At 64.6% G+C, this 15,188-nt stretch carries 14 protein-coding genes; 9 read left to right on the top strand and 5 right to left on the bottom strand.

What is annotated here, in order from left to right; genetic code table 11:
* The first annotated feature begins 3 nt into the window (after positions 1 to 3).
* The gene (locus ACNEOT_RS17530) at positions 4 to 1,572 is read left to right on the top strand and encodes an ABC transporter permease (RefSeq protein WP_415975557.1); all 1,569 of its coding nucleotides are present in this window, start codon (positions 4 to 6) and stop codon (positions 1,570 to 1,572) included.
* Positions 1,569 to 2,624, top strand: coding sequence for an ABC transporter ATP-binding protein (locus tag ACNEOT_RS17525; protein ID WP_415975555.1), 1,056 nt, complete (start codon positions 1,569 to 1,571; stop codon positions 2,622 to 2,624). Before ACNEOT_RS17530 ends, ACNEOT_RS17525 begins: the two co-directional genes overlap by 4 nt.
* On the opposite strand, the gene ACNEOT_RS17520 is transcribed toward ACNEOT_RS17525, so the two are convergent.
* On the bottom strand, positions 2,621 to 3,187 hold the full coding sequence (locus tag ACNEOT_RS17520; RefSeq protein ID WP_415975553.1) for a CG0192-related protein: 567 nt from the start codon (positions 3,185 to 3,187) through the stop codon (positions 2,621 to 2,623). The genes ACNEOT_RS17525 and ACNEOT_RS17520 overlap by 4 nt on opposite strands.
* A gap of 9 nt (positions 3,188 to 3,196) precedes the next feature.
* The gene (locus tag ACNEOT_RS17515) at positions 3,197 to 4,609 is read right to left on the bottom strand and encodes an MDR family MFS transporter (RefSeq protein WP_415975552.1); all 1,413 of its coding nucleotides are present in this window, start codon (positions 4,607 to 4,609) and stop codon (positions 3,197 to 3,199) included.
* Between the two features lie 62 nt (positions 4,610 to 4,671).
* Between ACNEOT_RS17515 and ACNEOT_RS17510 the strand changes: the two genes are divergently transcribed.
* Both ACNEOT_RS17510 and ACNEOT_RS17505 read left to right on the top strand, forming a co-directional pair.
* Positions 4,672 to 5,556 (top strand): phosphoribosylaminoimidazolesuccinocarboxamide synthase, encoded by an 885-nt coding sequence (locus tag ACNEOT_RS17510; protein WP_415975550.1) that lies wholly within the window; start codon positions 4,672 to 4,674, stop codon positions 5,554 to 5,556.
* Positions 5,553 to 7,682: a S9 family peptidase gene (locus tag ACNEOT_RS17505; RefSeq protein ID WP_415975548.1), complete on the top strand. Its 2,130-nt coding sequence runs from the start codon at positions 5,553 to 5,555 to the stop codon at positions 7,680 to 7,682. Before ACNEOT_RS17510 ends, ACNEOT_RS17505 begins: the two co-directional genes overlap by 4 nt.
* Before the next feature lie 73 nt (positions 7,683 to 7,755).
* On the opposite strand, the gene ACNEOT_RS17500 is transcribed toward ACNEOT_RS17505, so the two are convergent.
* Both ACNEOT_RS17500 and ACNEOT_RS17495 read right to left on the bottom strand, forming a co-directional pair.
* Positions 7,756 to 8,430, bottom strand: a complete 675-nt coding sequence (locus tag ACNEOT_RS17500; protein ID WP_415975547.1) for a response regulator — start codon at positions 8,428 to 8,430, stop codon at positions 7,756 to 7,758.
* Entirely contained in the window at positions 8,427 to 9,920 is a 1,494-nt protein-coding gene (locus ACNEOT_RS17495; protein WP_415976347.1) for an ATP-binding protein, read from the bottom strand. The genes ACNEOT_RS17500 and ACNEOT_RS17495 overlap by 4 nt, the downstream gene beginning before the upstream one ends.
* 227 nt (positions 9,921 to 10,147) lie before the next feature.
* Between ACNEOT_RS17495 and ACNEOT_RS17490 the strand changes: the two genes are divergently transcribed.
* From ACNEOT_RS17490 to ACNEOT_RS17470, 5 genes are all read left to right on the top strand, one after another.
* Positions 10,148 to 11,548 carry a cation:dicarboxylate symporter family transporter gene (locus ACNEOT_RS17490; protein WP_415975546.1) on the top strand — a complete coding sequence of 467 codons (1,401 nt, stop codon included), beginning with the start codon at positions 10,148 to 10,150 and terminating at the stop codon, positions 11,546 to 11,548.
* Between the two features lie 134 nt (positions 11,549 to 11,682).
* On the top strand, positions 11,683 to 12,189 hold the full coding sequence (locus ACNEOT_RS17485; RefSeq protein ID WP_415975544.1) for a glutathione peroxidase: 507 nt from the start codon (positions 11,683 to 11,685) through the stop codon (positions 12,187 to 12,189).
* A 55-nt stretch (positions 12,190 to 12,244) separates the two neighbouring features.
* Positions 12,245 to 12,946, top strand: coding sequence for a DUF2334 domain-containing protein (locus ACNEOT_RS17480; RefSeq protein ID WP_415975543.1), 702 nt, complete (start codon positions 12,245 to 12,247; stop codon positions 12,944 to 12,946).
* 173 nt (positions 12,947 to 13,119) lie between these two features.
* Complete coding sequence (gene thiM / locus ACNEOT_RS17475) at positions 13,120 to 13,923, top strand: hydroxyethylthiazole kinase (RefSeq protein WP_415975542.1); 804 nt, start codon at positions 13,120 to 13,122, stop codon at positions 13,921 to 13,923.
* Between the two features lie 182 nt (positions 13,924 to 14,105).
* A complete protein-coding gene (locus tag ACNEOT_RS17470) occupies positions 14,106 to 14,777 on the top strand; it encodes an LppP/LprE family lipoprotein (protein ID WP_415975541.1) in 672 nt (223 codons plus the stop codon).
* On the opposite strand, the gene ACNEOT_RS17465 is transcribed toward ACNEOT_RS17470, so the two are convergent.
* On the bottom strand, positions 14,774 to 15,187 hold the full coding sequence (locus ACNEOT_RS17465) for a nuclear transport factor 2 family protein (protein ID WP_415975539.1): 414 nt from the start codon (positions 15,185 to 15,187) through the stop codon (positions 14,774 to 14,776). The two genes, ACNEOT_RS17470 and ACNEOT_RS17465, sit on opposite strands and share 4 nt — an antisense overlap.
* Between the last annotated feature and the right edge of the window lies 1 nt (position 15,188).

The following is a 15,188-nucleotide window of genomic DNA, read 5'->3' as shown; positions in this document are numbered from 1 at the left end:
TCGGTGCTCGCGTCTGCACTCCGGCCGCGTCGGCGGCACCACGTCGACGGTCGTCCCGTACTCGGGGCGGCCGCGTTGTGTGTCGGAGCGCTGACGCTGACACCGCTGGTGTACCTGTTCGTGCGAGCGTTCGACGGCGGCACCGAGAAAGTCCTTGGACTGCTCCTGCGGCAACGCACGCTCGATCTCGCACTTCGCACGGCAACACTGACTCTCGCCGTGCTGGTCGCGTCGGTCGTGGTCGGGACTCTGCTGGCGTGGCTCACCGTTCGCACCGATCTGCCCGGCCGACGCTTCTTCGCGATGATCCTCGCCGCACCGCTCGCCATCCCGTCCTATGTGTCCGGATACCTGTGGATTGCCGAATTTCCTTCGTTGGCAGGCTTTTCCGGTGCGGCCCTCGTGCTCACGCTCTCCTGCTTCCCGTTGGTGATGCTGCCGGTATCCGCGGCGTTCGCCACTGCAGATCCATCGTTGGCGGAGGTCTCTCGAACTCTGGGCCGAGGGGCTGTGCGCACCGCGCTGACCGTCGAGTGCCGCCGCGTCGTCCCGGCTGCTGCAGCAGGCGCTCTTCTGGTCGCGCTGTACACCATCAGTGACTTCGGGGCGGTGGCTCTGATGCGGTACGACGCCTTCACACTGGGTATCTACAGCGCGTACCGCGGGGGACTCGATCGCACTGCGGCCGCCGTCCTGGGGCTGGTCCTGGTGGTGGGTGCGTTGGTGCTGACGCTGCTGGAACGGCGTGCCCGACGCGGGGCCACGGCGCGGGTGGGATCGGGAACCGACCGGACGGCCGAGCCGATCGTCCTCGGCCGGTGGCGTATCCCGGCTCTGGCCGTTGTCGTTGCGGCGCTGACGCTCTCGGTTCTGGTACCGATCCTGGCTCTGGCGCGGTGGTTGAGTCGATCGCTGCGGTTCACCGTCGACTGGGCGGACGTGCTGGCCGTCACCGCCAAGACGGTTCAATATTCCGCGACCGCTGCGGTGGTGGTGGCGGTGCTCGCGTTGCCGGTCGCGCTGTTCGCGGCCCGATCCACGTCGAAGGCCGCCCGCACTGCCGAGTTGTCCACCTACATCGCGCACGGTCTCCCTGGTATCACCGTCGGGCTCGCCACGGTGTTTCTCGGAATCCGGTTTCTGCCGTCGTTCTATCAGACCGCGGTGTTGTTGGTGCTGGCGTACGTGGTGCTGTTCCTGCCCTTGGCCGTCGGCAGCACCAGAGCTGTCGTCGACGCCACTCCGGTTGTCCTCGGGGATGTTTCACGGACACTCGGTGCGGGCCGAGTGCTTACCGATCTGCGGGTGACGATTCCGATCGCGCTACCCGGCATCGCTGCCGGGTCCGCGTTGGTCTTTCTCACCGTCGCCAAGGAACTGCCGGCGACGCTGATGCTTCGACCTCGTGGAGTGGATACGCTCGCGACCACGCTGTGGTCCACCACCGAGGCGTTCAGATACGGCGAGGCCGCGCCGTACGCACTGGCCCTGATCCTGATCTCCGTGGTCCCGACGGTCGTTCTGACGCGGGCGCTCGGACGCACGACGCGGAAGCGAGCAGCACAATCATGAGCATGGTGATCGCCGGTCTCGTTGCCTCGTACGGCAATACAGCGGTGCTGCACGGGATCGATCTCGATCTCGGCGACGGTGAGATGCTTGCTGTTCTCGGCCCTTCGGGCTGTGGCAAGACGACCCTGTTGCGGTCCATCGCGGGACTGCACCGCATCGATGCAGGCCGGATCACGACCGACGGGCGGGACATTTCGGTGGCGGGGCAGCTACAGGTGCCGCCGGAGAAGCGGGGGATAGGCCTGATGCCGCAGGAAGGTGGACTGTTTCCACACTTGACGGTGCGGAGGAACATCGAATTCGGTTTGCGTGCAGGGTTTGTGCGGCCGTACCTCGCCGGCCGCGCCGAGCGCGCACGACGCGTCGACGAGATGCTCGAGCTCGTTGGGTTGCCCGATGCCGGTGCGGTCAGGCCCAGCGAACTCTCGGGTGGTCAGCAGCAACGCATCGCGTTGGCGCGCGCGCTCGCTCCGGCTCCGTCGGTGGTGTTGATGGACGAGCCCTTCGCTGCTCTCGATGCCGGTCTGCGTACCTCGATTCGGCAGGACGTGCGAGAGTTGTTGCAGGCCAGCAAGACTGCATCGATCCTCGTCACCCATGACCGGGCCGAGGCGCTCGGAACTGCCGATCGGGTGGCCGTACTGCTCGGCGGACGCTGCGCCCAGGTCGATACGCCGCGAGAGGTGTACGAGCGACCGTCCACACCCGCTGTGGCTCGCTTCGTCGGCGACGCGTATCTCGTCGACGGCGTCGGCCGCGGAGGGTACGTCGAGACGGTGCTCGGCCGCCTGGGCACCACCACCGGCGCGACCGGCGACGGGCAAGCGTTGCTTCGGCCCGAACAGCTGATGATCACCGAACGCAAGGACGGCGCATTCGTCGTCGAACACGAGCTGTTCACCGGACCGGAATCCTCGGTCACGCTGCGGCACAATGACACCGGACTACCGCTTCGTGCGATCGCCCGTATCTCCGAGCGATTCGCGCCCGGCACCGCCGTCGATGTCTCGGTGGCATCCCCGGTGCACTTCTTTCCGGGCTCGGAGCTCTAACCCCGCAACTCCACCAGCACGACTGGCTCGGCCTGGCCCGGCCAGGTACCGATCAGATGCGGCAGCTCGGTCGGCGCGGCATCGATCACCCGACGGACCGACAGGCGCGGTGCCGTCGGCGCAGGCCCACCGGTACCCCACACCTGCGTGGTGGATTCGCGGACCGAACGGGAACCGTCTTCTGATTGCACCACCAACTCGGCCTGATGTGCGCCCTCGGCGATGGCCGTGGCGGTCACCGCCACGTACACCGGATCGCCGACGCCGTCGTACACCCAACGCGGGCCCAGCACCGAATGATCCATCGTGGCAACGAGATACGCGTCCGCCCCGTCCAGCGGTGCGCTGCGGTAGGTGAGTGGTACCTGAAACACCGTGCCCGACGCCGTCCGCAGCAGATGTGTCTCGATCCCCACCTCGCCGTCGGGATCGTCGAAGCGGTACGCAGCCGCAGCGTCCAGTTCGTCGGCCCCCGATCCATCCCACCAGGGTTGAGACGGAATCCACGCCGCGATGGCGTCGAGTTTCGAGGGGACGAGCGTCGCGCGATGAATGAGGGCCATGGAGAAAAGCTACCGGGTCGGTTCTGCAGCACGCTTGGGCATGAACAGTGCCGCGACGGCCATCACCACGGCCGCAGCCAAGACACCGAGAAAGACGGGATGGATGGCGTCGGACAGTTGCTCTGGGCTCGGGTCACCGGAGATGCGTGAGTTGACGATGGCACCGAACACCGCGACCCCGACGGCGCTGCCGATGGAGCGGGCGAACATGTTGGTGGAGGTGGCGACGCCGCGCTCGGCCCAGTCGACGCTCGACTGGGCGGCGATGAGGGTGGGGCTGGCGATCAGGCCCATACCGAGGCCGATCACGAAGCACACCGCGCCCACCTGCCACACGTGCGAGCCCGCACCCAGACCGGTGGCGAACGCCGCGCCCACCACCGCGATGGATGCACCGATGAGGGCCGTGGTGCGGAATCCGAATCGCAGATACACCCGCCCGGAGAGAGACGCCGCGATGGGCCATCCGAGCGTGAGAGTGGACAGCGCGAACCCGGCGACGATGGCACCGGTGCCGAGCACGCCCTGCACGAATGTCGGCACGTAGGACGTCAGGCCGAGGATCAACGCACCGACGAGCAGCGAGATGAGGCTGCTGACCACCAGGACCCGACGCGTGAACACCCACAGCGGCAGGATCGGCTCCTCGACCTTGGTCTGAACGACTGCGAAGGCGGCGAGCATCGAGATGCCGGCGGCGAAGATGGCGATGCTGACTGGGGAGTTCCATGCCCAGGACTGTCCGCCCTCGAGCAGACCGAGCAGCACCATGGCCGCGCCGACCGTCAACAGCGCGGCACCGAGGTAGTCGATCTTGGGCTTGGTGCGCTCCACGGCTCCCTCGTCGAACTTGCGCCACAACATCACCGCGGCCAGCGCGCACAGCGGGATGTTGACGAAGAAAATCCAGCGCCACGTCAGGAACTCGGAGAAGATGCCGCCGAGCGCCGGGCCGATCACCGAGGACATCGCCCACACGCTGGCGAGGTAGCCCTGCACCTTGGCGCGCTCGGCCAGGGTGTAGATATCTCCGGCGATGGTGACGGCCATCGGTTGCACGGCACCCGCGCCGAGACCCTGGACCGCCCGGAATGCGATCAGAGCGGGCATGCTCCAGGCCAGGCCGCACAGGATCGAGCCGAGCAGAAACACCGCTATACCGAACAGCATGATCTTCTTGCGGCCGAACAGGTCGGCCAGTTTTCCGTACAGCGGAACCGATACAGCCTGGGCCAGAAGGTAGATGGAGAACAGCCACGGGAACTGGGTGAACCCGCCCAGGTCGTCGACGATGGACAGGACCGCCGTGGCGATGATGGTCGAGTCGAGCGCGACCAGAGACGTGCTGAGCATCAGCGCGACCAGGATCGGTCCGCGTTCGGAGCGGAATCCGACATCCGACGTCGTGTTTTTCGTTGCCACGGCTACCAGTCTGATGCCTACCGGCACCCCCACCGCCACCGGCCCAGATAGTGTTGAACACCGTGCGACCATCACTGAGTAGCTACGAGCATCTGGCCGGCGGCAAGGTCCGCGATCTCTACACCATCGACGACGCGCATCTGCTGCTCGTCGCGAGCGACCGAATCTCGGCGTACGACCACATTCTCGACACCCCGATCCCGGACAAGGGACGTGTGTTGACGGCAATGAGTGTGTTCTTCTTCGAAGAGCTCGGCGGCGTCAACCATCTGGCCGGCGACCCCCTCGACGAACGTATCCCCGCCGAACTGCTCGGCCGCGCCCTGGTGGTGGAGAAACTGAACATGGTGCCGATCGAATGCGTCGCGCGCGGCTACCTCACCGGATCCGGGTTGGCGGACTACAACGCGACCGGAGCCGTCTGCGGAGTCCAGTTGCCGCCCGGATTGATCGAATCCAGCAAGCTCGACGAGGTCATCTTCACGCCCGCATCCAAGGCCGAACTCGGCGACCACGACGAGAACATCACCTTCGACCGGGCCGTCGAGCTGGTCGGTGCCGAGCTCGCGTTCAAGTTGCGTGAAGACACCATCGAGATCTACTCACGCGCAGCCAACTTCGCGCTCGAGCGCGGAATCATTCTCGCGGACACGAAGTTTGAGTTCGGAACCGACGCCGACGGCAACCTCGTCCTCGCCGACGAGGTTCTCACCCCCGATTCCTCACGGTACTGGCCGGCCGATTCGTATCAGGAAGGTCGCGTCCAGCCCAGCTTCGACAAGCAGTTCGTTCGTGACTGGTTGACCGGCGAATCGGGCTGGGACCGTAGTTCCGACACCCCGCCGCCACCGTTGCCCGACGACATCGTCGCCGCCACCCGCAGCCGCTACATCGAGGCCTACGAGCGTATCTCGGGCCTGAACTTCGACGATTGGGTCACACCATGACGATCACCCCACCCGTAGCCAAGAAGGTGCCGCACGAGCGCACCCACCACGGCGACACCTTCATCGACAACTACGAATGGTTGCGCGCCAAGGAAGATCCCGAGGTGATCGCCTACCTCGAATCCGAGAACGCGTACACCGAGCAACAGACGGCAGGCCTCGAGTCGTTGCGCGGCAAGATCTTCGACGAGATCAAGTCGCGCACCCAGGAGACCGATCTGTCCGTGCCGACGCGCATGGGCCAATGGTGGTACTACTCGCGCACCGTCGAGGGTAAGTCGTACGGCCTCCAATGCCGTTGCCCCGTCGACTCTCCCGACGACTGGACTCCTCCCACGCTCTCTTCCGACGTGGACGTACCAGGCGAGCAGATCCTGCTCGACGCAAATGTCGAAGCCGAGGGTCACGACTTCTTCTCCCTCGGAGCGTTCTCGATCAGCCTCGACGGAACGCTGTTGGCCTACTCCACCGACACCGAGGGCGACGAGCGCTACACACTGCGCTTCAGGAACCTCGACACCGGCGAGTTGCTCGCCGACACCATCGAGAACGTCGCCCCCGGAGCCACCTGGACCGCCGACGCCACCCACGTTTTCTACCTGACGGTCGACGAATCCTGGCGTCCCGACACCGTCTGGCGACACACCCTCGGAAAAGCCGAGGACGTCAAGGTCTTCCACGAGCCAGACGAAAGCTACTGGGTCGGATTCGGTTCCACTCGCAGCGAGAAGTACCTGATGATCTGGGTCGGCTCCAAGATCACCTCCGAGTGCCTGGTCCTGGAATCCACCGATCCCGAGGGTGAGTTCCGCGTCGTGCTCCCACGCACGGACGGCGTCGAATACAGCATCGAACATGCCGTCGTGGCCGGTGAGGATCGATTCCTCATCACCCACAACGGCTCGGTGAACGGCTGGGGCACCGAGGGGGAGAAGGCCGAGAACTTCCTGCTCGCCGAGGCCCCGGTCTCGAACCCGCTCGATCAGCGCATTCTGGTTCCACATCGCGACGACGTTCGCGTCGAGGACATCGATGCCTTCGCCGGCCACTTGATCTTTACCTACCGGCGAGAAGCGTTGACCCGCATGGCGATCTGGCCGCTGACCGACGAGGGATACGGCGAGTACCGCGAGCTCGAATTCGACGAGGAGCTCTACTCCGTCGGCGCGGGCTCGAACCCCGAGTGGGATCAGCCCCTGCTGCGGATGGTGTACACCTCGTTCATCACCCCCGGGCAGGTCTACGACCTCGACGTCGCCAGCGGCGAACTGCTGCTCCGCAAATCGCAGCCCGTTCTGGGTGAGTTCGACGCCGGTGACTACGTGCAGCATCGCGAATGGGCCACCGCACCGGACGGGACGCAGGTTCCGCTGTCGGTCATCCGACGCAAGGACGTGCCCGAGGGCCCCGCGCCGACGCTCCTCTACGGCTACGGATCGTACGAGGCCTCGATGGACCCGTCGTTCTCCGTTGCGAGGCTGTCGTTGCTCGACCGCGGCATCGTCTTCGTCGTCGCACACGTTCGCGGTGGCGGTGAGATGGGTCGGCACTGGTACGACAACGGCAAGACGCTGAAGAAGAAGAACACGTTCACCGACTTCATCGCTGCGGCGCAGCATCTCATCGACACCGGACGCACCTCACCGAAGCATCTGGTCGCCGACGGCGGCAGTGCGGGCGGACTGCTGATGGGCGCGGTGGCGAACCTCGCGCCGGAGCTGTTCAACGGGATCCTGGCAAACGTGCCCTTCGTCGATCCGCTCACCTCCATCCTCGACCCGTCGCTTCCACTCACGGTCATCGAATGGGACGAGTGGGGAAACCCGTTGGCGGACAAGGAAGTGTACGAGTACATGAAGTCGTACAGCCCCTACGAGAACGTCGAGGCCAAGGACTACCCGTCGATCCTGGCGATCACGTCGATCAACGACACCCGAGTGTTGTACGTCGAGCCCGCCAAATGGGTTGCGGCCCTGCGCGCAACCAAGACCGGTGACTCGAATCTGCTGCTCAAGACAGAAATGAGCGCCGGACACGGCGGGGTGAGCGGTCGCTACGAGAAATGGAAAGAAGCGGCCTTCGAATACGCGTGGATCGTGAGAGCGGCTGGCGCCGCAGTGGAGTGACTGACCCCCCGGGTCGTTCCGCAGGCTTCACTCCTGGCGCGCCCGAGGGGCACTTATCCGCACCACTGGAGCGTCAGCGCCACATGTAACGAACCTGCGGTCGCCCGGCCTTACCGTATTCGGTGTGCCGGGTGACCAGGCCGTCGTCGGCGAGGCGTTCGAGATAACGCCACGCCGTCACGCGGGACACTCCCACGACCTTGGCGGCCTCGGATGCATTGAGTCCGTCGGCCGCTTCCTTGACGCTGGCGGTGATGCCGTCCATTGTCTGCGGGGCAATGCCTTTGGGGGTGGACACGCGTTCGTCGGCCGTGCGCAGATGCGCCATGGCGCGGTCGATGTCGCGCTGACTCGACGCGTTCTCCCCGGCGGGTAGCGCATCGTGGAATTCGCGATAGCGCTCGAGCTTGTCGCGGAACGCGGCGAACGTGAAGGGCTTGAGCAGATACAGCACGATGCCGTGCGCGACTGCCGAACGCACCACCGACAGGTCTCGTTCGGAGGTGATAGCGATGACGTCGGGGCTCGGCCGCAGACCGCCGAGCGCAGCCGCGACGTCGATGCCGCTCGCGTCGGGTAGGCCGATGTCCAGCAACACCAGATCGACGGCCTCGGTGCTGGCGAACCGCATGGCCGCAGCACCGGTGTGTGCGACGCCTGCCACCTCGAAGCCAGGGGTGCGCTCGACGTAGGTCTTGTGCGCCTCGGCGATCAAGGGTTCGTCGTCGACGATCAACACCCGGATCACGACGGCGATCCCGGAATGGTGGCAATCAGGACCGAACCGTACGTCACTTCGGAGGTCAAGGTGCCGCGATGGCGTCCGATCACTTGAGTTACCAGGGCCAAACCGAGGCCACGTGATCCGGACTTGGTCGAGTAGCCGCGCCGCAGAGCAGCTTTGAGCGTCTCCGGCGGCATCCCGGGACCGCTGTCGGCCACCCGTACGACGAGCTCACCATCGGCGTCGCGGACCGTCACTTCGACCCACGGCTGGTCGGATTCTTTCGAGGCATCGATGGCATTGTCTATCAGATTGCCCACCAGCGTGACCAATTCACGTGCAGTGAGCACACCCTCGTGTTCCATCGCCGTGTCGTCGGTGATGGTCAGCTCCACACCCTGCTCGGCAGCCTGGCTGACCTTGCCGAGTAGCAGTGCAGCGAGCGCAGGTTCACCCACCGCGTTCATCAGACGGTCGATGAGAGTTTGCGAGAGCTCGAGATCGGCCGTCGCGAACTCGACGGCTTCCTCCGGCCGCCCGAGCTCGACCATCGTGATGACGGTGTGCAGCCTGTTCGCCGACTCGTGAGCCTGTGATCGCAGCGATTCCGCGAAACTTCGCACAGAGTCCAATTCACCCATCAGTGAACGTAATTCGGTCTGATCGCGAATCGTCAGCACATTGCCCAGGCGCTTGCCCTCCCACATCACCGGATCCTGATTGACGACGAGCACGCGGTCCTTCGTCAGATGCAACTCACCGCGCACGATGCCGGTGTCCATCTGCTGCATCGACTCCGGCAACGAGGTGAGCAGGACCGGCCCTTCCGGCAGATCGAGCAGGCGTCGAGCCTCGTCGTTGACCAGCTCCGCCTCGTCCCCGCGGCCGAACACCAACAGTCCCTCACCGATCGAGTGCAGCACGGCGTCGTGATGCTCGTACATGGTGCGCAGTTCCGCAGGTGCCATTCCGAGTGTCTGACGCCGGAGTCGGCGGCTGAGCAACGTCGATCCCGCTGCGGCGACGACGAAGGCAGCGAGCACGACTCCGATGATCAGCGGGAGGCCCTGCAGGAACTGGTCGCTGATCTTGGCCCTGGTGACTCCCGCCGAGACGAGACCGACGATCTCGCCGGACGAGTCGGTGACCGGAGTGACCGCGCGGATCGACGGCCCGAGTGAACCCACGTACGTCTCGGTGAACGTTTCGCCCTGCAGCGCACGATCGATGTTGCCGCTGAACGGTTTACCGATCAGGTCGACGGTGGTGTGAGTGAAGCGGGTGCGATCCGGTGCCATGACGACGATGAAGTCGACGCCGGTGACCTGACGAATCTTCTCGGTTTCCGGCTGCAATCGTGACGTCGGGTCGTCGGATTCGATCGCAAGAGGCGTCGACGGTTCGTTGGCGATGCTGACGGCGATCGCCGTGACTTCGCGTCGGGTCGCGTCGTCGCTGTTGGACCGTTCGTTGAGCACCGTCAGGATCCCGCCGGCGAACACGATGACGGCCATGACGACGAGCTGAAGCACGAGCACCTGGCCGGCGACGCTCAGCGGACGCTTGGAGGACAACGCATTCCTTTCGCGCAAGAACATTCGGTGTGAACGAAATGAACGTATAGGTGACTCCAGTCACCACGTCCAGCAACATCATCTCTCAGCAGGGGTGATCCACCTCACTCCACTCCAGAAGTCAGCAGTCCACACTCGCGCTTCACCAGAAACAAGAAGGAACCTTCATGACTATCAGCACCGATGCTGAGCGGTTCGACAACCCGCCCACCGAGCCCAAGAAGAAGCGCGACAAGACGCACTGGCTCTACATTGCCGTGATCATCGCCGTCATCGCCGGCGTCATCGTCGGATTGATGTGGAAGGACTTCGGCGTATCGCTGGCCGTGCTCGGCACCCTGTTCGTCAGCTTGATCAAGATGATGATCAGCCCGGTCATCTTCTGCACCATTGTGCTCGGCATCGGGTCGGTTCGTGCAGCCGCCAGTGTCGGTCGAGTCGGCGGTCTCGCCCTGGCTTACTTCCTCAGTATGTCGACCATCGCGCTCGGTATCGGCATGGTCGTCGGCAACTTGATCCAGCCCGGTGACGGTCTGGACATTCCACCCAGCGGCGGAGCCGATGACCTCGTCAAGACCGCCGAAGCCGCGGGCGGCACGATGGACTTCATCGCCGGCATCATTCCGACGTCGCTGTTGTCCTCGCTCACCGAAGGCTCGGTACTGCAGACGTTGTTCGTCGCCATCCTCGTCGGCTTCGCGCTGCAGGCCATGGGCAAGAGCGGCGAAGGAATCCTCAAGGGCATCGGTGCGGTACAGAAGCTCGTCTTCCGAATCTTGACCATGATCCTGTGGCTCGCCCCGATCGGTGCCTTCGGTGCCATCGCCGGTGTCGTCGGCAAGACCGGATTCGACGCCGTCGTCCAGCTCGGCACTCTGATGCTGGCCTTCTACGTCACCTGCTTCATCTTCGTCTTCTTCTTCCTTGGACTGATCCTGAAGTTCGTCTCCGGGTTCTCGATCTTCAAGCTGGTCAAGTACTTGGCCCGGGAGTACCTGCTGATCGTCGCCACGTCGTCCTCCGAGTCGGCCCTACCGCGTCTGATCGCCAAGATGGAGCACGTCGGAGTCGAGCGCACCACCGTCGGAATCGTCGTCCCCACCGGCTACTCCTTCAACCTCGACGGCACCGCGATCTACCTGACGATGGCCTCGATCTTCATCGCCGACGCCATGAACCTGCCGCTGTCGATCCCCGAGCAGTTCTCGCTGCTGCTGTTCATGATCATCGCTTCCAAGGGCGCAGCCGGCGTATCCGGTGCAGGCCTCGCCACGCTGGCCGGCGGCCTGGAAAGTCACGCTCCCCAGCTCCTGGACGGCGTCCCGATCATCGTCGGAATCGATCGCTTCATGTCCGAAGCCCGCGCAGTCACGAACTTCTCGGGTAACGCCGTTGCCACCCTGCTGGTCGGTACCTGGACCAAGACGCTGGACAAGGAACGAGTCAACACGGTGCTCGACGGTAACCTGCCGTTCGACGAGGAGACCATGGTCGACGACCATTACCCCGAAGACGACGCACCCGCCGACAAGCAGGTCATCATCGAAAAGCACGCCGCCAAGGCGTAAGACCTGCCGGGCGACGCGCATCCCCCCGTCGCCCGGTTCGGAAGAAAATCGAGAACGACCCCGCCACCAGCGGGGTCGTTCTTGTTTTCCACGTCGGTTCTCGTTCTCCGGGTACTCACAGGTAAGTTCGGGTCATGACTGAAGTGCAGAACATCGGCATCAACACGCTGGGCGGTGCGCCCACCTCGCTCGACGAGTACGCCGGAAGAGCCGTCCTCGTGGTCAATGTCGCCTCCAAATGCGGACTGACCCCGCAGTACGAAAAGCTAGAGAAGCTCGCCAACGAGTACTCGTCACGGGGACTGTCGGTCGTCGGAGTGCCCTGCAACCAGTTCGGTGGCCAGGAACCCGGCACCGCCGAAGAGATCGAGACATTCTGCTCCACCACCTACGGCATCACCTTTGCGATGACCGAGAAGGTCGACGTCAACGGTGACAACCGGCACCCGCTGTACGCCGAGCTCACCAAGGCCGAGGACGCCGACGGCAAGGCCGGAGACGTTCAGTGGAACTTCGAGAAGTTCCTGATCTCACCGGAGGGCGTCGTCACCAACCGCTTCCGCCCGCGCACCGAGCCGGACGCACCGGAAGTACTCGCTGCGATCGACAAGATCCTGCCGAAGGAAACGATCGCCGTTTAGCTTCTGTCTGCATCGACTTCGAGCCTCGTTCACGCTGGTGTGCGAGGCTCGAGTCATGTCTGGACGCCTGATCGTGTCGGTGAGCGGTATCAAGAACGACACCTACGAACATGCCGCCGAATTCGCGCGAATCCTCGACGGGCGAGGCGTTCCACTGTCGTTGCTCGTCGCACCGCGACTGAAAGACAAGTACCGGCTCGCCGCGGACATCCCAACCCAGGAATGGCTGCGGGCACGACGTGACGGCGGCGATGCCATCGTTCTGCACGGCTACGACCAGGCCGCGACCAAGCGTCGACGCTCCGAATTTGCCGCACTGCCGCGTCACGAGGCCCGACTGCGATTGATGGCGGCCGATCGCGTCATGGAACAGACCGGCCTGCGCACCCGAGTGTTCGCCGCTCCGCGCTGGATCGCTTCACCCGGTGCCGTCGAAGCCCTGCCCGACGCCGGATTCCGAATGCTGGCCGCTCTCAACGGCATTCACGACCTCGACCGCGACGGCGTCATCCGCTCCCGAGTGTGGGGAATCGGCGAAGGATTCAAAGCCGAACCCTGGTGGTTCAAGGCCCTGGTACTCGGCGCAGGACGCACCGCCCGACGCGAGGGAGTGGTACGCCTGGCCATCAGCGCCAAGCAACTCGGACGGCCAGGACCGCGTCAGGCCATCCTGGACGCCATCGACCTCTCCCTGCACCACGGAGCCGAGGCCGGCGTGTACGAATGGATCCCGCGAACCAAAGCTCGCGTGGCGTAGCAGTCCGCTCGCTTCGCTCGCTCTCGCGTCAATGGACCCTTGCACGGCCCAGACGTATGCAATGCGCCATTCACGCACGTCCCGTAGCTGCGTGAATGGCGCATTGCAGCGTTCAGACGTGTGCAGTGGTCCATTGACGCGAACGGGGTGAGGGCGGTCGTAGACTCGGTCCGATGAGCGCTTCGAGTGTGACCCTGGACGACATTGTTGCCGCACATCGTCTTCTGCGCGATGGCCATCCGCTGGTCCAGTGTCTGACGAACACCGTGTCGGTGCAGTTCGTCGCCAATGCCTTGCTCGCTGCCGGGGCGGCTCCGGCGATGGTGGACAATCCGGAGGAGGCGGCGGGCTTCGCCGAGATCGCCGACGCGGTCCTGGTCAATCTCGGAACCCCGACGGCCGCGCAGGTGGAAAGTGCTCGCTTGGCGTCGGCGGCCGCGAGAGCCGCGGGCAAGCCCTGGGTACTCGATCCCGTGGGAGCGGGCGGGCTACCGTGGCGCACTCAGGTGGCCGTCGAGCTACTTGCCAACCGCCCCAGTGTCATTCGCGCGAACGCGTCCGAGGTCATGGGACTGGCGGGCGCCGAAGGTGGTTCACGAGGGGTCGATTCGTCTGCGCAAGCGGCGGATTCGGTCGATGCGGCGCGTTCGTTGCTGGACCGAGCCGAGATCGTGGCCGCGTCGGGGGAGACCGACCATATTCTCGGCCCGGACGGCATGATCAAGGTCGGTGGTGGAAGCGCACTGCTGCAACGAGTTACGGCTACCGGGTGTGCGTTGGGTGCGCTGACGGCGGCGTACTGCTCCGTCGCTCCGAATGCTCTGGTCGGTGCCGTTGCCGCGCACGCCCACGTTGCGGTCGCGTCGGAGATTGCCGCCCGGTCGACGTCGCGGCCAGGGTCCTTCGCCGTTGCGTTCCTCGATGGGCTGGACGCGGTGGACGAGTCGGCACTACGTGAACTGGTTCGGCTCGACTGACGGTTGCAACGGGCGCTCCATTTTGCAGCGACATCCGCTGAGGTATCGCGAAGCAGGCGGGCAGTGGAGCAAAAATTGCCTGTTCCGGCAGAGGTAACGGCCCCTTGATCGAAATGTGATGTAACGGAACATGTTTGCGAGCGGACATACCTGGCGTCCTGCAAATCGAACCAGGTGGTCTTATGAAGCGACTCGTTCTCGTCACCATCACTGTGCTCAGCCTCGTTGCGTGCGGCAACTCGGACGAACCGGTCGCAGCGACGGCAACCACGCCCACTGCTGCGCCCACCACGAACGCCCAGGCCGAGGCAGCACCGCCACAGAATGCTGCTCGACCCACCGTCGACGCAGAGGCCACAGAGCCCAACGGCCCGATCGACTGGAACACCGAGGAGCTTCCCGAGAACAACTCCATTCCCGACGCGGGTGAGCAACATGCGCCTGGTTCGGAGTACCCCATCTGTCTGGGGCTGGACTCCACGAGGGTGGTCGATGCGGTCGCGTCGCTGCCGGAGTACTTCCCCGGCGAGCCGTGGATCGCTACCGAGATCGGTGACGATTGTGCACCGTTCACCTGGGTACGAGCCGACACCGGGGGCACTGCGTCGTCACCGACCCACATCCTCTTCTTCGCAGGTCACAACTACGACTACCTCGGCACCGCGACTCTCGAACCCACCGCGTTCACCTCGGTGGTGGGACAGACTGCCGACACCGTCACCGTCGAGTACCGCTGGCCGGTGGGGGACGATGCCTTCGCCGACCCCACCGGCGGTCCGGTTGTCATCGACTACCGGTGGGACGGCACACAGGTGACCATGATCGGCACCCTGCCTCCCGAGGTCACGGGCTAGCGAGAATCCTCGGACGGGCCCCAGAACACGTCCTCGGCGTCACCGTCGGCGGAAAACAGTTGTACAGCAACAATTTTCCCTTCGACGATGCTGAGCAGGTCGATGCCGGACATGTCCATCGTCGCGTCGTCTCGGCGACCGGCGAAACGCACCGGTACGGCGACCTGGTCTCCGTTGACCATCATCGGGCCCTCCACGGTCAGACCGAAGGTTCCTTCGCTGACCGTCATCATCGCGCCCAGGAGGCGGCCGACACCGTCGACACCTCGATGGGTTCCGGAGAACTGATTGCGTCCCGGCTGGTACCACGTCACCTCGGCGTCGAGCATGCCCATCATCGTCGGTACATCACCACGTCCGAGGGCATCGAAGTATCGGGTGGCTACATCCAGTGGGGTGGTATTCGTCATC

Origin of the sequence: Rhodococcus sp. 077-4, assembly GCF_047782425.1 — a bacterium.
Taxonomy (GTDB): Bacteria; Actinomycetota; Actinomycetes; order Mycobacteriales; family Mycobacteriaceae; genus Rhodococcoides.
Note: the sequence above shows the minus strand (reverse complement) of the source record. Positions and strands in the feature narration are given on the sequence as shown.